Source organism: Pseudomonas sp. AP42, from assembly GCF_001728935.1.
Classification (GTDB): Bacteria; Pseudomonadota; Gammaproteobacteria; order Pseudomonadales; family Pseudomonadaceae; genus Aquipseudomonas; species Aquipseudomonas lactis.
In genome coordinates this window covers 40,335-61,788 of record NZ_LYSO01000003.1, presented here as the reverse complement: position 1 = coordinate 61,788, position 21,454 = coordinate 40,335, and the positions used below count along the sequence as shown (strand labels likewise).

12 protein-coding genes are annotated in these 21,454 nt (G+C 60.2%); all 12 read right to left on the bottom strand.

The features are described 5' to 3' along the window. Positions 1-5 precede the first annotated feature (5 nt). Positions 6-4,616 (bottom strand): dermonecrotic toxin domain-containing protein, encoded by a 4,611-nt coding sequence (locus A7K61_RS02130; protein WP_069556861.1) that lies wholly within the window; start codon positions 4,614-4,616, stop codon positions 6-8. A gap of 177 nt (positions 4,617-4,793) precedes the next feature. After that, entirely contained in the window at positions 4,794-5,885 is a 1,092-nt protein-coding gene (locus A7K61_RS02125; RefSeq protein ID WP_069556860.1) for a polyamine ABC transporter substrate-binding protein, read from the bottom strand. Further along, positions 5,882-6,916 (bottom strand): histone deacetylase family protein, encoded by a 1,035-nt coding sequence (locus A7K61_RS02120; RefSeq protein WP_044269965.1) that lies wholly within the window; start codon positions 6,914-6,916, stop codon positions 5,882-5,884. The genes A7K61_RS02125 and A7K61_RS02120 overlap by 4 nt, the downstream gene beginning before the upstream one ends. A 127-nt stretch (positions 6,917-7,043) precedes the next feature. Continuing rightward, on the bottom strand, positions 7,044-8,036 hold the full coding sequence (locus A7K61_RS02115) for an AraC family transcriptional regulator (protein WP_069556859.1): 993 nt from the start codon (positions 8,034-8,036) through the stop codon (positions 7,044-7,046). A gap of 63 nt (positions 8,037-8,099) precedes the next feature. Next, entirely contained in the window at positions 8,100-12,737 is a 4,638-nt protein-coding gene (locus tag A7K61_RS02110) for a hypothetical protein (protein WP_069556858.1), read from the bottom strand. 114 nt (positions 12,738-12,851) lie between these two features. Further along, a complete protein-coding gene (locus A7K61_RS02105; protein ID WP_069556857.1) occupies positions 12,852-13,829 on the bottom strand; it encodes an asparaginase in 978 nt (325 codons plus the stop codon). Between the two features lie 76 nt (positions 13,830-13,905). Then, positions 13,906-15,351 (bottom strand): sodium:alanine symporter family protein, encoded by a 1,446-nt coding sequence (locus tag A7K61_RS02100; RefSeq protein WP_034129133.1) that lies wholly within the window; start codon positions 15,349-15,351, stop codon positions 13,906-13,908. 1,025 nt (positions 15,352-16,376) lie between these two features. Then, on the bottom strand, positions 16,377-17,603 hold the full coding sequence (locus A7K61_RS02095) for a hypothetical protein (protein WP_047712105.1): 1,227 nt from the start codon (positions 17,601-17,603) through the stop codon (positions 16,377-16,379). A 453-nt stretch (positions 17,604-18,056) separates the two neighbouring features. Continuing rightward, positions 18,057-19,016 (bottom strand): PDR/VanB family oxidoreductase, encoded by a 960-nt coding sequence (locus A7K61_RS02090; protein WP_069556856.1) that lies wholly within the window; start codon positions 19,014-19,016, stop codon positions 18,057-18,059. Further along, positions 19,013-20,047, bottom strand: a complete 1,035-nt coding sequence (locus A7K61_RS02085; RefSeq protein WP_003195686.1) for an aromatic ring-hydroxylating dioxygenase subunit alpha — start codon at positions 20,045-20,047, stop codon at positions 19,013-19,015. Before A7K61_RS02085 ends, A7K61_RS02090 begins: the two co-directional genes overlap by 4 nt. Before the next feature lie 19 nt (positions 20,048-20,066). After that, positions 20,067-20,294: a recombinase-like helix-turn-helix domain-containing protein gene (locus A7K61_RS02080; protein ID WP_032894471.1), complete on the bottom strand. Its 228-nt coding sequence runs from the start codon at positions 20,292-20,294 to the stop codon at positions 20,067-20,069. A gap of 17 nt (positions 20,295-20,311) precedes the next feature. After that, a complete protein-coding gene (locus A7K61_RS02075) occupies positions 20,312-21,454 on the bottom strand; it encodes an FAD-dependent monooxygenase (RefSeq protein WP_047712103.1) in 1,143 nt (380 codons plus the stop codon).

Here is a 21,454-nt window from a genome sequence, read left to right as displayed (position 1 = left end):
GACGTTCAGGTGTTGAAGAACAGCGACTTGGCCAGTGGCTTGCCGATCTTGCGGCGGTGAATCTCGATGATGTCCCAGTCATTGGGGCCAGTGCGTTGATGAGACCCCCCGAGCCCTTGTTGTTCGCGAGTCTTGAGGTGGTCTGCGGTGAAATCCTCAAGGGCGGCATCCTTCGTCCCATAGTGAAAGTGCGCGTACCACAACACCCTGCCGCTCTCTTTATCGCGAATCTCGTACTCGTCCAAATAGCCCTTGTTGGGCCCTTTGAGTGCGCGGCGGCTCACGACCTTGACGATGCGGATCAAGCCTTGGCTATGCAGCCACTCCACGCGCTCGGCAGTGGGTGCTTGATGTTTGACCATCTCCAGATAGGTTTTTTTGCCGAGCCGATAAAACCGTTGTGCCGCCTCGTTGAGCTTACGGTTGGTCGAGGCGGCGGAAGTGTGATCGCTCTCGGTAAGGTTGCGGCGAGTCAGGGCCTCTTCAATGTTGTTGGATGCGCTTTCAAGCCTCCTGGCATAGGCATTGAACATGTCTTGAATGTCCTGCGGTGCGTGCCAGGGCTTCCTGGAGAACCCCTGGTTTTTGCGGATTTCAGTCTGTTCTCCATCCAGTAGCGTTTGCCCGGCGTTGATGCTGGTGTCCAGATCAACGGACGCAGGCGCAGATGGCTGTGACGAGGTTTTCTGCCGTTTGACCCACACGCCGGGCGCTTTTTCGTGGAACGTGGCGATCACTTTGCCGGTGACGCCGGCCTTGATGTCCACCAGGCTGCTGTCGGTTTCACGCGGTTCGCCCATCACCAGGCCGTGATGGCGTGTCTTGATGACTTTGCGCCGTGGCGGGGGCTCTGCCTTTGAGCTGCCGGGCTTGGGTTCCAGAGCTTTTTTCTGGCGTAGGAGGTAAGCCAGGTCGCGCACGGCCCGCTGGCTGAATTCGCCAATCTGCTGGCGTAGGCTTTCCAAGCGAGGCTTGAGCAGGTACCGCGGGTAATCGGCGTGCAGGTCCAGCAGGCGCTGATCGGCGCTGGAAAATTGCTCAACCAGGCTGTCCAAGACGTCAATGCGTTCATCCAGCGACGTACCGTTACCGCGTTCCACGATCTCAACGAAACTTTCGACGTTGAATTCGGCGGTATCGACGACCTGGCCCATTCGCTCGCGCAGTGTGGCTGGGATCTGGCTTTGCGCTTCGTCGATACACAGGTAGCGGCCCAAGCTGATATCCAGCGCCTTGAGTTCGATAAGCGTGAACGAGGGCAATGATTCCATGGTTTTACGAATGACGGCTGCGCCTTCATCTCCCAGGGCTTTGAGATCGCCGAAACGCTCGTTGATGAACGCCAGGCGCTCGATGATCCCCCTGTTCAGAGTGGACAGGTTTTGTGCGCTTTGTGCCTGGTCCTGATAGTTAATATCTGCCTCGGCTTCAAGGACGGGCGACGACGACAGCAGCGCCTCCTTGTAGCTCACCAGTTGCTGTTCCAAGGCAATCTGAGTCAATTGCACTTGTTGCTTCAGGTAGCCGCTCATGTTGCTCTGGTAGGTGGGCACCGTGTCGATGATGCTCAAGGACTTCAACTGGTTGATCGCTTCGTCGTATTCGACCAGCCGGCCATCGACTTTACCGAGGAACGCACTGCGCTGCTGGTCGGTGGAAGGGCCGGCAGCGGCGTCCAGCGCGGGCTTGGATTCAAGCACGTCCAGTTGTTTGCTGGCGGCGACCGCATCGAAAGCGTTGAGCGAAGTCTTGAGCGCCGAAATGCGCGCAGGCTGATCGACCTTGACTGCCCGTCGACGGTTTCGAAGGCCCCCGCCGCGCAGTCGCAGCCGAACATCCACAAACCACTGGCCCGCCAGGTTGCCGATCAGCGGTGGGCCGGTGCGCGATGGGGTGTTCGGGTCGATGACGATGACGCTGTCATTGTCGTCGACCATCACCTCGAACCAACGCTTGCCCACCGGGGCATACCACTTGTCTGCAAGCGCATAGAGATTCAGGTGGCGACCGGGGGTTTTGTTCTGTTCGCCCAGTGCCTCAGGTTTGGTCACGCTGAAGCTGTCGAGTGTGCTGGCCAGGCCCAGGTGACTATGACTCAGGGCCCCGCTGATGTGCACCGGGCCTTGATGCTTGGCGGGTACTTGGCTGTCGGGAATATTGGCTTGTTGATCTGCGCTGAATGTTGCCTCGGGCACCGCAGGCTTATCTATCGTTTGGAGGGCGGTTGATTCGGATTCGGTCTCGACCTTGGGCGCCTCGAAATGCTCCAGTGCGCTAGGGTGGCGCAGAGCGATGTGCAGGGTCAGCGCCATGCCCAGGTTGAGGAATACGTCCACCAGCGCTGTCCAGGACGCGGGCGAGTCGTCCTTGTTCACCGCTTCCTCGGCGGCTTGCAGGTCGTCCATGATTTGCCAGATCCAGGCGGCGACGCCAAGGGTGCGGCCCATGAACGGCAATGCGGCATTGAATATCTGCCAGCCGGCATGCCGAAAGGTCGCCCAGCGCTTTTGCACGTTGGACACCGATTGGCGGGTTGCCAATTCGACCAGGGCATTGGCATTGGCCTTGAACAGCGTGGCCAGTGTGTCATTGCCCACTTCTTCATCGGTCAGCGTGATCGGGCCGCTCATGTACAGCACGGTCAGAGGCTCGACCAGCGCACGCACCACCGTCCAAGGCGACGGCACGGTGTCGGGAAACACGTATTGGGCGTAATTGAACCGTTGTGCCTCGGGCAGCCAGGCCAAAACCGATTCGCGCAACGATCGTTCATGTTTGATGGCGTACAGCAGGTTTTGCCGCGACGCAAATTGCAGCAGCGCCGGTTCAAGCAGGGGCCGATAGAGCACGCAGGGGCCAGCGTCGGACTGTCGTGGGCCGATCACGAACATATTGGCGACCCCGTCTTGTTCATGCCCAGGGCGCAGGGTGGGCACGAACGCCAGGCAGCGGATGACGATAGGCTGCCCGTCCACCTGGCGCTCATGTTCCTGGGTACGCATCACCGCGGCGACATACCGGTAACCGCGTTCATCGATACCGCCCTGTTGGCGAATCTTCATCTGCAGGGCCAGCAGCGGCAATTGCACCTGCAAGTGGCTGGTGTAGAGCTGCTGTCGTCGGCTGGATTGCTGCGGGTCCTCGAGGAGTTTCTGTTTGACCAGGGCAGGGTAGTACTGGCCAATATCGATGTCTTCGATTACGTCTTTCAGGTAGCTGTAGGTCAGCCAGTCGGGTACGCCGTTGTCCTTGCCGTTGTAGTGCACCGTGGTATTGCCGGTGGGCAGGCCGGTGAGGTTCTCCAGGGCCAGGTCGATCAGGCTGCGATGGGTAATGTCCACGGTATCGGGGATGATAAAGGTGCCCCACAGGACCGGGCTCTCGATGACGATCTCGATCTTGTCCAGGTTCAGGTGCGCGTTCTCTTTCGGAGCACGGATGCGGCTTTGCAACTGGGTTCGCGCATAGTCACGAATGGCTGGAATGCCGTCCTGGAACGTCTCGCCTTGGTAGTGGGTGTGCAGGTGGGCCAGGTCGATCAGGTAGCGGCTGTAGGCGGCGGTATCGGAGTCTGATGCCGACGCCAGCCAGTTGGGAAGTTGTTGGTGAATGTCGCGGATACTCGACAGTTGATGATCGCTCATCTCTTCAATGCTGGGCACGATGCTCACCACGCCGGGGGCACGGGGTTGTTCCCGCACATCCGTCTCGCCGAAACTGGCAATCACCTGTATTTGCAGCGAAATCAGGATGCAGGCCAGGGCATCGAAGAAGTTGCCGTCGGGTTCATACAGGCGCCATTGCAAGGTGGTGTCTCGTTCTGGAGCTCTCAGCCGGGCGGGCAACGAGGCACCGAACGCGGCCAATGATTCGAACGTTTCATACCCACTGACCAATGAGTAAGTGAGGACCATCTGGCGCTTCTGGTACTGGCCCACTAACACGGTGATGTCCATAAAGTTCACGTGGGTGGATTGACCCTCTGCCAGGATATCCACATCAACCAGGTAGGCATGACTGTTGTAAGGGTCTTTGCGTGAACGCTTGGCCCGGTCGGGTTCCTGAAACACCGTGCGCGCCATGGCGCACTCGTGTTCATCCAAGCCTTGCTCTTGGGTGAGGTTCCATACTTTGCGCAGGGCGTTGGAGAAGGACTGCCATCGCGGGCCGGCGGCGCCGTTGGATGCGTTCCAGAAGTCCAGTTGCTGTTCTTGGAACGCGGTGAACAGCAGGCCGGACAGCTCGTTGATCAGGCGTGCGATGGCGTCGATCTTCACGGCCAGGTGGACAGGTGCCGCAGCATTGGGCTGCAACGTCAGGAAGTGTTGGCCGTCAATGTAGGTGACTCTGTCGCTGGACAGCGCCTGACGCGCGAGCACCGACGTGAGCGATTCGACAAGCGCTGGGGCGCGTTCGACAGCCTCGCCGATCACCTCCCATTGAGGGCTGACCACCACAGCCAGGTCGGGGTCGATATTCAGCGTGGGATACAGCTCTTTGAGCGCCGAGCGCAGTGTGGTGGCGGCCACTTCACGGGTGGTGGGGCCAGTGGTCAGTTGGGTGAGCAGTTCATAGGTCGTCGGTGGGCGGTGGTTATTGGCGATGTCATTGGGCATGCGCAGCTCCTCTGCATTCGATGGCCCGGACGGGCTTCAGGAATGGGCAAGGTAGCGAGCGCCATGGCGGTGAAGGCGGTAGATACGTCGAGGCGCAACTGCTCAGTGCTGCAAGGGTGGCGAGGGCGCAAGCGGCCCTCGTTTTAAAGAAAAACGACCAACCAGAGAACCGGTGCGTTACTTCCCGGATTTGATCTTGGTCCAGGCCCGCGTCCTGGCGCGTTCGGCTTTGCTGTCCAGGGGCTTGAGGGTGTAGAGCGTGGCCATGGCCGCGTCGGTCGGGTACAGGTTGGGGTTGTTGCGAATGGCCGGGTCGACCAACCCGCTGGCGTCCTTGTTGGGGTTGGGGTAACCGACAAAGTCGCTGATCGGCGCGATCACGTTGGGTTGCAGCAGGTAGTTGATAAAGGTGTAGGCATCGCCCGGGTTTTTAGCGCCTTTGGGAATGGCGAGCATGTCGAACCAGATCGGCGCACCTTCCTTGGGCAGGCGCATGTCCACGGTCACGCCATTCTTGGCTTCCTTGGCGCGGTTGGCGGCCTGGGAAAAACTGCCGGAGTAGCCCACCGCCACGCAGATATCGCCGTTGGCGATGTCGGCCATGTATTTGGAGGAATGAAAGTAGGTGACGTACGGGCGGATCTTCATCAACAGCGCTTCGGCCTTGTCGTAATCCTTGGGGTTGCTGCTGTTGGGGTCCAGGCCCAGGCGCTGCAAGGCCAGGGGCAGGATCTCCGAGGGCGAGTCCAGCAGGGCGACGCCGCATTGCTTGAGCTTGCTGATGTTCTCTTCCTTGAAGATCAGGTCCCAGCTGTCCACGGGCGCGTTGTCGCCCAGGGCGGCCTTGACTTTGGCGGGGTTGAAGCCGATCAGGATGGTGCCGTACATGTAGGGCACGGCGTACTGGTTGCCGGGGTCGTTGGCCTCGATCAGCTTCATCAGCTTGGGATCAAGGTGGTTCCAGTTGGGCAGTTGGCTGCGGTCCAGGGCCTGGAACACGCCGGCCTCGATCTGCTTGCCCAGGAACACGTTCGAAGGCACCACCACGTCATAGCCGGAGTTGCCGGTGAGCAACTTGGCTTCCAGCGCTTCGTTGGTGTCGAAGATGTCGTACACCAGCTTGATCGACGGGTGCTGGGCCTTGAAGTCTTCCAGCGCCTTGGGCGTGATGTAGTCGAACCAGTTGTAGACCTTCAGGGTTTTTTCTTCGGCCTGGGCTGCGCCGCTGACAACCACGGCGCACAGGGCGAGCGACTTGAGCATGTTCATTGGGCTGCTTCCTCGAAACCTTCCAGCACGTTGACGGCATTGATGCCGATTTCTTCCACCGCGTAGCCGCCTTCCATCACGAACAGCGTGGGTTTGCCCAGGCGGGCAATACGTGCGCCCATGGCCAGGTAGTCCGGGCTGTCGAGCTTGAACTGCGAGATAGGGTCGTCCTTGAAAGTGTCCACGCCCAGGGACACCACGATGATGTCGGCGGCGTAGCGCTCGATCTCGGCGCAGGCCTGTTCCAGCGCGGCGCTCCAGGCCTGCCAGCCGGAGCCTGCTGGCAACGGATAGTTGAAGTTGAAACCAACGCCTGCGCCCTCGCCGTGCTCATCGGCATAGCCGAGAAAGAACGGAAACTCCGCCTCCGGATGGCCGTGAATCGAGGTGAACAGCACGTCGCTGCGCGCGTAAAAAATCGACTGCGTGCCGTTGCCGTGGTGGTAGTCCACGTCGAGGATCGCGACCTTTTTACAGCCCTGATCAAGGAATGCCTGGGCTGCGATGGCCGCGTTGTTGAGGTAGCAATAACCGCCCATCAAGTCGCTGGCGGCGTGATGCCCCGGTGGGCGGCACAGGGCGAAGGCACTGTGGGCGCCTTGCGCGATGGCGGCCTGCGCCGTAAGGGCCACTTGCGCCGCACTGTAAGCCGCTTGCCAAGTGCCTGCGGTGATTGGCGCGCCACCGTCGAAACTGTAATAGCCCAACTGGCCGTGCAGGCTGGTGGGCAACACGCGGCGCAACGTGCGCGCCGGCCAGGTGTAGGGCAGCAGGTCGCCGTCCTGGCCGTATTCGGTCCAGCGCTGCCAGGCGTCTTTGAAGAAGTCGAGGTAGTCGCGGCTGTGGATACGTTGCAGCGGCGCCAGGCCGAAATCCTGCGGCGCCTGCACCGGCCCCAGCTCCCGCTCTTTGACGCGTTGCAGTACATGGTCGGCGCGCGAGGGCATTTCGAAGCAGGGCATCAGTTGCCCGTCCATCAGCTCACAACGGCCATGGTGCAAATGATGATCGTCCGAGTAGATCGTCAGCATGTTGTTGTTCTCCAAAGGCTCAGGGGTATGCCATGCAGTGTTGCCAGACGCCGGGGTTTGGAGAACGGCAGGAGCGGCCAAAAGGGGATCGATATGGCCAATGTGTTTGTCCGCTATTCGCCCCTTGCTAGGGCCTGAACTGACTCGGCGCCACACCGCTCCAGCGCACGAACGCATGCCTGAAGCTGGCGGTCTCGCTAAAGCCCAGTTGTTCGGCGATGCGGTAGATCGGCAGTTCATCCTCCCCCAGTAACTGCTTGGCGCGTTCGAAGCGTAGCTCGTCGAGCAACTCCTGATAGCTGCACCCCAGATCATGCAAATGCCGGCGCAGGGTGCGTGCCGAACAGTTCATTTGCCCTGCCAGTCCATCCAGGCCCGGAGCGGCATTTAATTGCGCGGCCAGTAACAGGCGCACGCGCCCCAGCCAGGCCTGGCGACCGGTGAACTCGGCGTTCTGCCGACGGCAGCGTTCCACCATGGCGCAGTGGGTGACGGCATCGGCCAGCGGCAGGGGCTGGTCGAGCCAGTCACGGTCGAAGGCAAAGGCGTTAGTGGCGGCGCCAAATTGCAGCGGGCAGTCGAAGCGTTCGGCGTAGCGTGCTCGATAGTCGGGCGCTGGGTATTCAAAGCGTGCACCGAGCAATGGCAACGGCTGGCCGAGCAGGTCGTCGCAGATGACTTTCAGCGAGAGCAGGCAGAACTCGACATTGAAGGCGCCCAGGGCTGGGTCTTCGCGGTAGTCAGTGGCGCTGAACCAGACACGCTGGTCGTCCTCTTCCAGGCTCAGTTCAAAAAGTGTTCCCAACAGCGCCGGGTAGCGCAGGGCCAGGCGCAAAGCGTCACCGAAGGTGGCACTGGTGAGCAGTGCATAACCGAGCATGCCGTAGGACGACACATGCATGCGCCGGCCCAGTTCCAGGCCGATGTCCCGGCGCAACGCCACGGCGTTGGCGCATACGCGCATTTCCTGATGAGTGGTAATACGCGTGTCGGCGCGGCTCAGGTCGGCACTGGCGATGCCACTGCCAGCCAGCAGGGTCTGGCTGGGTATGCCGTCGGGCTTGAACGTCTCCAGGATCAGCGAGACCGCATTGAGGGTGGTCAGGTGTGAATGCAGCATGATGGAGTCCAGCCTGGGTTTGTCAGGCTGGAGCAAGTTATGTGCCGTTGCGCGAGCGCGCCGTCAATAGACCTCTGGCGGGAAAAACAAGCGCTGGGCTTGGGTCAGGTTGATGGAACTGCGGTAGTAGTCGAGCTGTTGCTCTGCGGTTAAGCCGGTGAGCGTGTCAGCTACCTCTTTGAGCTGTTGTTCTGCTGGGGTTTTGAGTCGTGCGTGAAGAAATCTATTGAGTGAAGCGTGGGCGCTCGAGTATTGGAAATGCGCATACCAGAGAGGTTTGCTGGTAGACAGATCAATGACCGCATACTCATCTTGATAGCTCCAAGTGGCGCCCTTGAGGGGCTGGCGGGTCATGATCTTTTTGATCGCAATTTCGCGGTGGTTAATGAGCCAATCGACATGGGCAATGGTCGGAGGCTGTCGCTTGATGAGCTTGGCCACGGTTTCAGTGGCCCGTTCGTAAAGTGCTTTTGTGGCGGCTTTGAGTCTTCTGCGCAGGTCTGCGCTGGACTGCTTGGTTTGCGCCGTGACTTTGGCTTTGATCAATGCCTCGTCGATATCTTGCTTGCTGCGTTCGAGCAACCAGGCGTGCTGGTGAAACATGTGCTCGATGCCAATGGCTGTGCGCGAGGGATCGTCGGCTTGTTGGCTGGCGCGTTCTTGAAACTTCGGCAATTGGGCGAGTAATTTTTCGCCCGCGGTGGTGGCGTCGTGGAGCGTGAGCGCTGTAGATGTGGCCTGTGCCGGGGACGTTTCGATGTGCTCGACCCACATGCCCGGGGTCTTCTCATGAAAGGTAGCCAGGACCTGGCCGGTTATCGGGGACTTGATATCAACGAACTTTGATACGGTCCCTATCGGGTCCAAGCGGGGTTCGCCAATCAGCACGCCGTTGTAGCGTGTCTGGATAAACCTCTTCAGCGGCCTGGGCGGCGTAGGAGGAGGGGTGGGCTTGATGCGCTTCAGGTTCTGTTCCTCGTGCAGCGGGACAAGTGCCGCCTTGGCGCGATTGGCGAACCCTTGCAGCGATTGGCTCAGGCGTTTCAAGGGTTGGGCCTGGATCTGCTCGGAGAACTCTTGAGAAAGGTCCTGCAAGCGCTCATCGATGAACTTGAATTGCTCCACCAGGTTGCTCAAGGCGTCAATACGCTCGTCCAGGCGATATTCGCTTCGCTCATCCAGGGTGTCACGCAGGGTCTGTACTGCAACGTCGGCGCTGTCGAGCGTGTCGTTGAGCAACTCCCAGGCCTGGGGTTCGGTGGTGAGGGATTCAGGGGCCAGGCACAAGTGACGGGCCAACGTCACCTGCAGGGCCCTGAGATCGTCGCTCGTATAGCTGGGCAGTTTGCGCTGGCGCTCTCTGATCACGTCGAATCCGGCCGGGCCGAATTTGCGCAGCTCGGTGAAGCGTGATTGAGCGTAATCCAGGCGCTTGATCATGCTGTCGCTCATCTCGACGACCTGTTGGTGGTCGGCGATATCGCTGGTATGAGGTGACGGTGCATGGGTTGGGAGCTGGTCCAGGACGGGCGAGAGTTTTGGCGCAAAGGTGATGAGCTCTTCGTTTACCCCCGCTTCATTGAGTTCCAGTTGAGCCTGTAGGTAACCAATGGCTTTTATCTGGAATTCAGGCTCCGAGGTGAAGACGGCCATGGTCAGCAAGTGTTGGCGTGCTTTTTCGTAGTCTTCTGATTGGCGATTGAGCGTGTCCAGGTAGGCCTGGCGTTTGGCTTGGGCACTGGTACTGGGGGCCTCGTCCATTGCTTTGCGGGTTTCTTGCAGTAGGTTCTGCTGGTTTTTTTTTGCGGTTTCAAACGCTTTCAATTTCCTGCGCGATGCGTCGGCTTCGCTGATTGCCAGGTCCTTGGCGGTATTTTTCAACCGATCGGTACTGGATTTACGCAGGCGTATCCGGTGATCGACGGACCATTGACCCTGGGCGTTGTGAACCAGCATGGGCCCGATGCGGTGGGTCTGGTTGGGGTCAATGACAACGATGTTTTTATCATCGTCCACTTTCACCATGAACCAGTTTTTGCCGACGGGAGCGTAGTGCTGCTCACCCAACTGATACAGGTATTGGTCAGCAGCCGGCTGGTCTATCACGGTGCCGAGGTCATCGGGTTTTTCTATTTTAAAGCCTTCAAGCATCGAGGTTTCCAGCGCTGGCGTGCGGTTGATTGCGCCGCTCGTGTTCAGCGCGATCTCGTGATCGGGAGGCGGGGCCAGAGAGGTGCGCTCAGGCAGTTGCTCGACGGTGAAGCTTATCGTGCTGGAGGGGCCTGGCGTTTCAGGCGCAAGCTCGGTCGTCTTGACCTTGGTGGGCTCGATCCTGGCCGGTTCGAACTTAGGTCTGCTGCGCTGGGCGCTGTGCAAGGTGATCGCCATGCCCAGGTTAAGCAGCACGTCGGTCAGCGCCGACCATTGTGCGGGTTTATCGCCTTCCTCATGCGCCTGGGCAAAGGTATCCAGTTGTTCGACGATTTGCCAGATCCATGCGCTAGTACTTGCCACGCGCCCCATAAAGGGCAGGGCCGCGTTGAAGAGCACCCAACCGGCTTGCTTCAACGTGTCCCAGCGGCGTTCGGCATTCGATACCGACTGGCGGTCCGCCAGTTCAACCAGCGCATTGGCATTGCTATCGAACAGTGTCTTGAACCTATCCCCATTGAGCACCTCCTCACCAAGATTCACGGGGCCGCTATAGGTCCATAGATCGCTGGGGTTGACCAGAAACTCGGCGACAAGCCATGGCGAAGGCCAATGACTGGTAAAGACATAATTGGTGTAGTGGTGACGCACCGAGTCCGGTAGCCAGGTAACCACCGAGTCTCGCAAAGTGCGCGACTGGCTGATGGCATACAGTAAGTTCGCCGGTGATGGATATTGCAGCAACGCGGGTTCAAACAACGGGCGGTACAGCACGCAAGGGCCGTCTTGCGCATTTTCTGGGCCGATGATGTACATGTTGGTGACATCATCGTTGCTGTTGATGAGCCGGCGCTTGGGGTTGAAGCTCAGGCGTCGCATCACGATGGCTTTGCCGTCGACGTATTGGTCGCCGCTTTCGTCCTGCATCACAGCTACGACGTAGCGGTAGCCGCGCTCGTCAATCCCGCCAATGCGGCGGATCTTGTGCTGCAAGGCCAACATCGGCAGCTGGACTCGCAGGTGATCGCGGTACAGTTTTTTGCGACGTGAGGCCTCAGCCGAGTCATCCAGCAGTTTGCTGCGGATCAGTTTTGGGTAGGTGGCACCGATATTACAGCGGCTGATCAGTGTCTCAAGGTAAGCCACGGTGATCTGATTCGGTATGGAGTGGCCGACGTCGCTCAGCAACGTTTTATTACCGGTGGGCAGTGCAATCAGGTTTTGCAGGGCCAGTTCGGCAAGGCTGAACGTGGTGGTTTCGTACTGCCCTGGCACGGTGAAAAGGCCCCACACCACCAGGCTCTTGACCTGGATTTTCAGCTTGTCGAGCTTCAGGTGTTGCAGGGTCGGGTGGTCCTTGAGCAGCTCGGTTTTCAACTGGTCCAAGGCGAATTGATGAATGCTGGGAATACCGTCCTCATAGGTCTTGCCGGCATTCAGGCTATTGAGCGCGGCCAAGTCCTTGAGGTGGCGTGCATAGAGTGATTGATCGCTGGCAGAGGCATCGGTCAGCCAGTCTGGCAGCAGGGTTTGATACCAGCCCGGCCCCGGGCCCTTGGCAACCGATTTTTCGGCAGGCGTCGGGAGTGTGAGCAGGGGTGACTGTTGGGTGCTGGGCTGTTTGCCATCACTGGTTTTGAGACCTTCCACGGTCTCAAGCTGCAGGGCGATCAGCTTGCAGGCTGCGTGTTCGAAAAAATCGCCGTCGGGTTCATAAAGGCGCCACTCCAGGCGATCAAAGGCCTCGGGTTGCTCCAGGTGATCCTTCAACGAATCGCCTAGCTGTTGGTAGGTGTCGTATTTCTCGTATCCCTTGAAGGGTGAGTAACAGAGGATCAGCGTTTTGTCTTCGAGTTTGCCCTCCAGCACGGTCATGAACACTTGGTCGGTGTGCTGCGTCTTGGAACCTTTGACCAGGTCGGCATCAATCAGGTAAGCGCGGCTGCTATAACGATTTTTGTCTTGGCGAGCGGAGCGGGTGGGTGCATGGAACAGCGTGCGGGCCATCGTGCAGTATTCGTCGGTCCAGGCATCGACGTGTTGCACATTCCAGGCTCCGCGCAGGCTCTGGGCGAGTGTTTGCCAGCGAGGACCGTTGCCGTTGCTTTGGTTCCAGAACGTTATCAGCTGTTCCTGAAAGGCCCGGTAGACCACCGGCGCCAGGGTGTTGATCAGGTTGGCGACTTCGACAATACGCACGGGCAAATGAAGCGGGGGGTCGGTTACCGGCTTCAGGGTCAGGAAGTGATTGCCCTCGACGCACAGCGTCGGCACTTTGAGGATGGCCTGCCGGGCCAGGATGCTGCTCAGGGTTTCATAATGTGTTGGCCCCGGCACGATCTGGTCATCGATGAGCTCCCAGGTGGAAGTGCCCATCAGTGTCATGGCCGGGTCGATGTCCAGGTCGGGGTATTTCTCCAGCAAAGACTGGCGCAGCAGTTCGCGAGCCGCTTCCCGGAACGAAGGTCCGACGGACAGTTGAGTGGCCAGTTTGTGTGTTTCAGTGTCTGGAGGCGTTTGCTGCGAGGGTGTGGAACTGGAGGTCGTCATGCGGGCATCCCTGTCTTGCCGATCAATGGAAAAGCCGAGCGCAGGCTCGGGTATTCCATGTTAGGTATCGGCAAGCAGGGAATTGCAGTGCTTATGTAGGGCTGTCTTAAGCGTTCAAGCTGGCTGGGTATGCAGGTCCAGCTCTACCAGGCGCCGCACTTGCTCCACGGCAAGGCCGGCACCGAGCAAGGCGTGCAACTTGCCGAACGCGGCTTCGCGGGTCATCCCACCGCCGGACAACACGCCGGCGCCCCGCAAGCGGCTGCCGGCCTCGTAGACATCCAGCTCCACACCGCCTTCATGGCACTGAGTGATGGCGACCACCACCACCCCTTGATCCTGCGCACGCTGCAAGCTGGCGAGGAATTGCGGGTTATCGCTCGGCCCGGTGCCGCTGCCGAAGCACTCCAGCACCAAGCCCTGAATGCCGCTGCCGATGATTGCGTCCAGCTGTGCAGCCTCGAAACCGGGTATCAGCGGCAGTACGCCGACGTTCGCCAAGGCTTTGGGCTGGCGGTAATCCAGCGCTGCCGGCAGGGAGTCGGCACGGGCGAAGTCGTCCTGGCGTTGCAAGGCTGCGAACGGGTTGCGCCCAAAACTGCGAATCTTCGCGCAGCGGGTCGGCGCCATCAACGCGCCGTGGAAGTACAGGTGCACACCCGGCTTCAACCCTTCGCCCAAGGCCGTCAACGCACCGCTGACGTTTTCCCAGGCATCGCTGTCGGGCACACCGGCTGGCAGCATCGAGCCGGTGAACACCACCGGCACCGGCAGGCCCAGCAGTTGGAAGCTCATGGCCGCCGCGCTGTAGGCCAGGGTGTCGGTGCCGTGCAGGATCAGCACGGCGTCGCAGCCGGCATCTACCGCCTCGACCACGGCGCTGCGCAGGCGTTGCCAGTAGGCAGGGTTCATGTTGGCGCTGTCGATCAGTGGTGACATTTCCTGGAAGCGCCACGCGGGCAGGTCTGCGCCCGCAAACTGTTCACGCATGCGCACTTCAAAACCAGACGCGGGCGCCAGGCCGTTGGCGCTGGCCTGCATGCCAATGGTGCCGCCGGTATAGAGCACCATCACGTTATTAGCTGATTGCATCGAAAATCTCCTGAACGAAAAACGCCGCCGGGCCCAGAGCATGCCCAAGGCCGAGCGGCGTGTCATCTGGCTGCGATTAACGTTGCGCTTGAGCGCTCAGTTCCGCTGCCGGGGCCGCCTCGGTTTTCACCGGGTTGGCCGGCCAGGCCTTGCGGTCCAGGTCCAGGTCAGGGAACTGGCTGGAATCGAACACCGGGGTCTTGATACCCGCCGCGCGCTGGTTGTCGTAGTCGTTGAGGATGCGCATGGCAATCTTGAACAGGAACGCCAGGGCGAACAGGTTGACGAACGCGAGCATGGTCATGGTGATGTCGGCGAAGGCGAACACCGTGCTCAGGTTCTCGATGGAGCCCCAGAAAATCAGCACCAGCACCAAGGCGCGATAACCCATCAGCACCTTGCGGTTGTTACCGACCAAGAAGCGCAGGTTGCTCTCGCCCAGGTAGTAGTTGTACATGATCGAGGTGAACACGAACAACGCCAGGGCCACCGAGATGAACATGCGGCCCCAGTCACCCACTACCGCCGCCAGGGAATTCTGGGTCAGGGCAATGCCGTCGCCTTCAAAGCCCGGGGTGTAGAAGCCGGACAGCAGGATCAGCAACGCAGTGCAGGTGCAGATCACGAACGTATCGAGGAACACGCTGAACGCTTGCACCACGCCTTGGGCGATCGGGTGTTCTACCGACGCCACTGCCGCCACGTTAGGCGCACTGCCCAGGCCTGCTTCGTTGGCGAACACGCCGCGCTTCACACCCATGATGATCGCACTGCCCACCAGGCCACCGAAGGCTTGGTCGAGACCGAAGGCGCTCTTGACGATGGTCGCGAGCATGGCCGGTACGTGGTCGAATTGCAGCACGATCACGTACAGAGTCACGGCGATGTAGACCAGGGTCTTGACCGGCACCAGCAGGTCGGCGATCGAGGCGATACGCTTGATCCCGCCGATGAACACCAGGCCCAGCAACACCGCCAGCGCAAGGCCGGTGTAGGTGGTGTCGAGGCCGAAGGCGTTGTTCAGCGAGTGGGTCACAGCGTGGGCTTGCAGGCCGTTGAAGGCAAAGCCGAAGGTCACCAGCAGCAGGAACGCCATGACCATCCCCAGCCAGCGCTTGTGCAGGCCGTGCTGGATGTAATACGCCGGGCCACCACGGTAGGTGCCTTCAGCGTCGGTGCGTTTGTACAACTGGCCGAGGGAGCACTCGATAAAGCTCGAAGACATGCCCACCAGCGCGGTGACCCACATCCAGAACACGGCACCCGGGCCACCCAGAGTCACGGCAATGCCGACACCGGCGATATTACCGGCACCCACGCGGCCCGCCAGGCTGAGCATCAGCGCCTGGAACGAACTGAGTTGGCCGGCGCTGCTCTTGAGGCTGTCTTTAAACACCGAGAACATGTGGAAAAAGTGACGCAATTGCACGAAACGCGAGCGGATCGTGAAATAACCGCCGAGCCCGACTATGAGCACGATCAGTACTTTCCCTGAGAGGAAGTCGTTGATGACTTCGAGCATGGAGTGTTCCTCGCTGATTTTTCTAATGGCAAACGCAGGAAGGTCCGACGCATCGCTCGGCACCAGGCAGTGCACGACGCTCGATCCCCATCCTTTTGCGGGTGTTGTTATTCATGCGCTTTCGCGGTGTACCCGGGCCTCGTTACCGACGGCCGCAGACGCGAAGAGGGGCGGCACTATACCTAGGTGCGCGCCAGCCGTCTGCAAGGGGCGTAATTGGCCGAGGAACGGTCAATAGGAAAAGGCGCGCTGGGGCCGATAAATAGCTTACCTGTGGCGAGGGAGCTCGCTCCCGTTGGACTGCGCAGCAGTCCCATTTTCCGGGGCCGCTTCGCGTCCCAGCGCAAGCTTGCTCCCTCGCCACAACAGCCATTTGACGACCGTGCCTGGAAACGTAGTGGCAACGAGTAATACGCGCCCGGTGCACGGCATCGGGCGCCGCAACCCATCAGATTTATACGACAAAACTCACGGAATCGTCCGGCTTTGCCCTAAGTAAATCCCTCTCCAGAGTTTGGCTTGCCGCTGACTTTCCTTTACTCGTTTACCTCGATTGAAAGGCGTCACACGTATCGAGGCGGGGAGGAAAGCACGGCCAAATACCATATGGATGAAGGGTAAATATGCACGGTGTTCTCCACGCGCGTGAAGGCGACCGAGTGACGTGCGGGAAACATGCAGGGACTTACCAGATTCTAGGCGGCATTTCCCATATTCAAAGTCATGGAAAACGTGTCGCTGGCACGCTGGACAGCTTCAGTAGTTGCCCCTGTCGAGCTCGCCTGATTCCCTCGGTACGACGCTGATCTTTACGGCTCTGATTTGGTTGGCGGCTGCATACATTCTGGAAAAGTTCAGGTAACCCAAACGGGCCTCACCCGAGGCCCGATATCAGCAAAAAGCGAACTGTCAGCGCACCCCCCCTTGTGGGAGCGGGCTTGCTCGCGAATGCGGTGGGTCAGTCAACGTATGCAGTGGCTGATATGGCGCATTCGCGAGCAAGCCCACACACAGGGGGGGCGATGTCAGAAGTAGTAACCGATGTTGACGTTGGTGCGGTAATACCAGTCGTTGCTACCCACCGAATTGGTGCTGGTAAAGCCGCTGCCATTCTCCGCACCGCCATAGGGGTTGGCATTGCGCGCCCAGGTGAGATCGACCCAGGCCATCACCGGCATCGCCAGGAACTGCGCGCCCACGGTGAACATCTGCGAGTCGTCCCAGGCGCTTTTGTCTTTCATCATTCGGCTGTAATCGCTGTACAGCTTGATCTTCTTCAGTTGCCCCAGCCGGGGCGTGTGGATGTCGTAGCCGACGTTGAGCGAAGCCAGGCTGGCCTTGGAGGCGATCAGGTACGCAGGCGTCAGGCCATTGCCGCCCATCAGCACTGAGTCGTTGCTCACCCCGGCCGGGTTTTCGGGGTCGTATTCGTAGCGGATGGCTTGGGTGGTGACGGTCCACAGGCCCTTGCTGATGATGGCGTGCACGCCGGCGGCCCAGTAGTCGCCATTGTCTTTGGTGGTGGCGTTGTACAGTTGGGCGGTGGCGAGCGAGGCGCCGACTTCGGTCTTCCAGCCCTCGCTGTTGAAGGTGCGCGCCACGCGGGCGTTGAATTGGTTGCGCTTCTCGTTGTCCTGGCGCGACTGGGTGAAGGCAATCGCGTTGTCATTCAAGTCGGCGTAACGCCCCACTTCCGGTGAGTAACGCAGGTCGCTGGGCAGCATGCGTGGGAAATAGCCGAGCTGCACGTCCCAGTCCTGGTCCTTGTAGCTGTATTTGAGGCCGGTGCCGGCACTCACCGCGTAGCCCATGAAAAACGGCAGGTGGTAGCTCCAGCCAAATTGCGGATAAGGCTCCAGGCCGAAGGGTTTGAACGGCGCCCCCAGTTGCAGGTTGGCGTTGGCATTGAGCCGGTAGCCCACAAACCCGCGATCAATGGAACGCTTGCCGTCATCCTGGAACCAGTAGCCGACATCGCTGTAGAGGCTCTTGTAGGTGGCCTGCACATCCAGACGGAACGTATCGAACAGAAACCGGCCGTTATTCTCGGTAGTGTCCCAATGTTCGTCGCGATAGTTGGTGCGCAGCGCCCCGCCGATGTCCAGGCTGCTGTCGCCGCTATCGCTGCGCCAGGAGATATGCGGGAAAGGTTTGTTGGCGGCGTTGGCCCGCACCGGCTCGGAGGGAATGGGTTCTGCGGCGAAACTGCTGAAACTGGCAAACATCAAACCTGCACACAAGACGCGCTTCATAGAGACCTCTCTACCGGGTGATCGGCAACACTCGTCCGCTTGCCTTTAAAGGCAACTAAGGAGGGAGCGGGTCTTACCGGGTTTAAGTGTTGGTTATTATTGTTTTATCGGCGAAACGCCGTTTAATCAGTGAATGCACAGGAGTAGAGCAGGAAGTGTGCCAGGCAGACTGTTAGTTTATTTTTTATAAAAACATCATCAAAAACAGTTGTTTATATGGGAAACAAAGCTGTTTGTATAACCCGTGAAACAACCCGCAAGTGCGGTAACAAAGTTGCCCGTGATAGGTGCGTATTTATTGCACGCTGCCTATGAAACGGGCACTTTGCGGGTGATCCTGTAGGAGCGAGCTTGCTCGCGAAAAACGTTAACGATACTGCGTGCACCCTTGAATAACGCGGTGCCTGAAAGTTCTTCGCGAGCAAGCTCGCTCCTACAAGGGGTGGGGGGGGGTTAGAGGTCGAGCACCAACCGTCGACTCTTGCAGCCAGAAACGCACACCATCATCGATTTGTTCGCCGCCCGCTCGGCTTTGGTCAGCACCCCATCGCGGTGGTCGATTTCGCCTTCCACCACCCGCGTTTCGCAGGAGCCACACACGCCTTCGCGGCAGCTGTGATCAATGTCGCAGCCCGCCTCCAACAACACATCCAGCAAACTCAAGCCAGGTTCCACCGCCAGGGTTTTGCCGGACCTTTTCAGTTCAACGCTATAGCTGCTCTGGGCGTCTTCGCTGGGCGGCAGTTCGGCGGCGGCAAAGCGCTCGATGTGGGCATGGGGATAACCCAGGCGCTCACAGGTACTTTCGAAAGCGTCGAGCATCGGCGTCGGGCCGCAGCAGTACAGATGGGTATCGGCAGGTTGACCGGCGAGGTAGGCGGCAAGATCAGGCGGCACGCCTTTTTCGTCGTTGAAGTGGTAGGTCACCCGCGCATCGAGCCCGCTCAAGGCTTCCACCAGCGCTGCCTCCTGGCGTGAGCGGGCGCAGTAGATCAACTCGGCGGATTTTCCCAGCGCCAGCAACTGGCGGAACATGCAGTAGATCGGCGTGATCCCGATGCCACCGGCCACCAGCACACTGTGGCTGGCGCTCAGGTCAAGTTCGAAGTTGTTGCGCGGCGGCGAGATCGACAGCGGCATGCCGACCCGCAACTGGCTGTGTACATACTCCGACCCGCCACGGCTGTTGCGGTCACGCAGGATACCCACCACATAACGCCCACGGTCGCTGGGCGAGTTGAGCAGCGAATAACTGCGCACCAGGCCGTTGGCCAGGTGCAGGTCGATGTGCGAGCCGGCGTCGAACGGTGGGAACACGGTATCGCCCAAAGGCCGCAGTTCGACGCTGATGATGCCTTCGGCCTCATAGCGCAGGGTGTGGACGCGGGCGTTGAGGAGCGCGGCTTTATTCATGGCAATTGCTTCGCGTCGATCAACTCGAGCTGGGCTTTGGCGGCGTTCTTCAGGTACCGCCGCAGCCGCACCACGCCCAAGTCGTGCTGGTAGAGGTTTTCACGCTGATTGGCGTCCGGCTCCATGAATTCCAACAGCACCCGGTCTTGCTCCAGCACCGCCCAATGCCGCGCTTCCAGACGGTTCTTGTACAAGAAGCGCCAGGTGTCACGCTGCCAGCCGGTCAGCGGGCGGCAGCGCCAGTGAAATGCGGCGGCCAGCGAACGACTGCTGGGGGTGTAGCTGCCGATGATGGTGAAGTTGCCGCCGGGGCCGCCGGTTTTCGGATAGGGGATTTCCAGGCGCAACCAGTGGCAGCCGTTGTCCACGAACTCGGTCCAGTCGAAGTTCACGCCGCGCTGGCCTTCCTTCTCGAAGAAAAAGCCGGTGTCGGTGTCGCGGGTGACGAACTTGGCGGTGGCTTCGCCTTCGCTCATCGAGTGCGACATCTTGTGCAGGTAGGTGCCGTGCATCGGGTCCATGACGTTGTCGATCACGTAGCGATAGTCGCCTTTCCACTCGGTGTAGCAGACGAAGCTGCTCCATTCGGGCGAGGTCAATTGTTCGGGCAGCACCAGCTCCGGCGCAACGTCCAGGTGCGGGTCGGTGGCGTTGAACAAGAAGATCGCGCCTGCGGCTTCGCGGGTGTGGAACATACGCGTGGGCCGGCTGCCTTCCAGCTTGCAACCGGGGCTGCCGGGCACCTTGGTAACGGTGCCGTCGCAGCGCACTTCAACGCCGTGATACGGGCACTGCAGGCGATCGCCCAACACCGGCCCTTGGGACAGCGGGGCGCCGCGATGGGGGCAATGGTCTTCCAGCGCGTGAACGCTGCCATCGTTGTCGCGCCACAGGGCGATCTTGTAGCCCAGGCGTCGTATCGACAGCGGCTTCTCACCCAAAAGGTCCGACGGCAATACCGGGAACCAGAGGTCTTTGAGGCCATTGGCCAGATGCTGTTCAACAGGGTCGACGGTCAATTGCATGTTCATTTTTATTCCTTCTGCCGGGTCATTCGCCCAGCCGGGCCATCAGGGTTTTGTAGGCATCTTCGGTCCATTCGCCGCTGGTCAGCGGGCACGGCGGGCCGGCCAGGTTCAAGTGCGCGAGCAGGGCCGCAAGCTCGGTCACGCCACTGCCGAACGCGCGCTCTATGGAGTCGCCCAGCAACTCTTCGAACTGGGTGTTGGGCCGTTTACGCGCCTGATGGGGTTGCAGGTAGGGTTCGTGAGTACTCATGGTGTTGACCTCCGTATTCAGGCTGCGTGAGTTGTCGAGACGCCCCAGGCGTCGTAGCCGTAGACCCAATCGGCATTACCGCCGTCCTTGAGCCACTGGTTGCCCCGCGAGCCGATCTGGATCTGGCTGGTACGCTCAAGACGCGCTTGCTGGTAAGCCTGCAAGGCACCGGCCACCGAGGCCTGGCTGTCGAGGTCTTGCAGGTAGCGCGCGAGCACCACCGCATCTTCGATGGCCTGGCCGGCACCCTGGGCCATGAACGGCATCATTGGGTGGCAGGCATCGCCCAGCAGGGTGATCGCGCCCTTGGACCAGAACGGCAGTGGGTCGCGCTCATACAGCGCGGTCTTGAGCACGTCGGTGCAGGCATCGAGCAGGGCGCGGGCGTCCGGGTGGAACGCCTGGTAGTGGCTGCGCAGCTCATCGGCATCGCCGGCGCTGGTCCACGACTCTTCGTGCCAGCTGTCCTGGGCGGTGGTGGCGAAGATGAAGATGTCTTTGCCCTGGTTCAGCGGGAAGGTGACGATCTGGCTTTGCGGGTTCGGCCCCCACCATTTGGTGAACGCCTGGATGTTCGGCACATGCGCCACCTGCTCGGCCGGCACCACCGCGCGATACGCCACCACGCCGGTAAAGCGCGGGTGCTCTTCGCCAAACAGCGCGTTGCGCACAACCGAATGGATACCGTCGGCGCCGATCAGCACATCACAGCGGTGTTGGCTGCCATCCTTGAAGTGCAGGGTAATGCCGTCGTCAGCCTGTACTACCCGTTCGGCACGCTTGGCGAACTGCACCTGGTTCAGTGGGAACACCTCGGCCAGGGCCGCGAGCAGGTCGGCGCGGTGGATGGTCAATTGCGGCGCGCCGTATTTCTGTTCGGCGGCGTCGGACATTTCCAGGCGCGAAGTCTCCTGGCCGGTGTCCCACATGCGGCTGATGCGATGGGTGGGCCGGGCCGCCGGAATGCGCACGGCGGGGCCAATGCCCAGGCCATCCAGCGCACGGACTGCGTTGGGGGTGAGGTTGATATCGGCACCGACGCGCAAAAAGGCCTTGGACTGTTCGAACACGGTGACCTGGTGACCGGCGCGATGCAGGGCGATGGCAGCGGTCAGGCCGCCGATACCGGCACCGGCGATAGCAATATTCAGGGAAGGCAT

Coding starts and splice junctions, on each gene's coding strand:
- A7K61_RS02090 (WP_069556856.1), bottom strand. CDS start 19,016: ATGAATAAAGCCGCGCTCCTCAACGCCCGCGTCCACACCCTGCGCTAT.
- A7K61_RS02115 (WP_069556859.1), bottom strand. CDS start 8,036: ATGCTGCATTCACACCTGACCACCCTCAATGCGGTCTCGCTGATCCTG.
- A7K61_RS02110 (WP_069556858.1), bottom strand. CDS start 12,737: ATGACGACCTCCAGTTCCACACCCTCGCAGCAAACGCCTCCAGACACT.
- A7K61_RS02075 (WP_047712103.1), bottom strand. CDS start 21,454: ATGCCTTCCCTGAATATTGCTATCGCCGGTGCCGGTATCGGCGGCCTG.
- A7K61_RS02100 (WP_034129133.1), bottom strand. CDS start 15,351: ATGCTCGAAGTCATCAACGACTTCCTCTCAGGGAAAGTACTGATCGTG.
- A7K61_RS02130 (WP_069556861.1), bottom strand. CDS start 4,616: ATGCCCAATGACATCGCCAATAACCACCGCCCACCGACGACCTATGAA.
- A7K61_RS02085 (WP_003195686.1), bottom strand. CDS start 20,047: ATGAACATGCAATTGACCGTCGACCCTGTTGAACAGCATCTGGCCAAT.
- A7K61_RS02105 (WP_069556857.1), bottom strand. CDS start 13,829: ATGCAATCAGCTAATAACGTGATGGTGCTCTATACCGGCGGCACCATT.
- A7K61_RS02095 (WP_047712105.1), bottom strand. CDS start 17,603: ATGAAGCGCGTCTTGTGTGCAGGTTTGATGTTTGCCAGTTTCAGCAGT.
- A7K61_RS02125 (WP_069556860.1), bottom strand. CDS start 5,885: ATGAACATGCTCAAGTCGCTCGCCCTGTGCGCCGTGGTTGTCAGCGGC.
- A7K61_RS02080 (WP_032894471.1), bottom strand. CDS start 20,294: ATGAGTACTCACGAACCCTACCTGCAACCCCATCAGGCGCGTAAACGG.
- A7K61_RS02120 (WP_044269965.1), bottom strand. CDS start 6,916: ATGCTGACGATCTACTCGGACGATCATCATTTGCACCATGGCCGTTGT.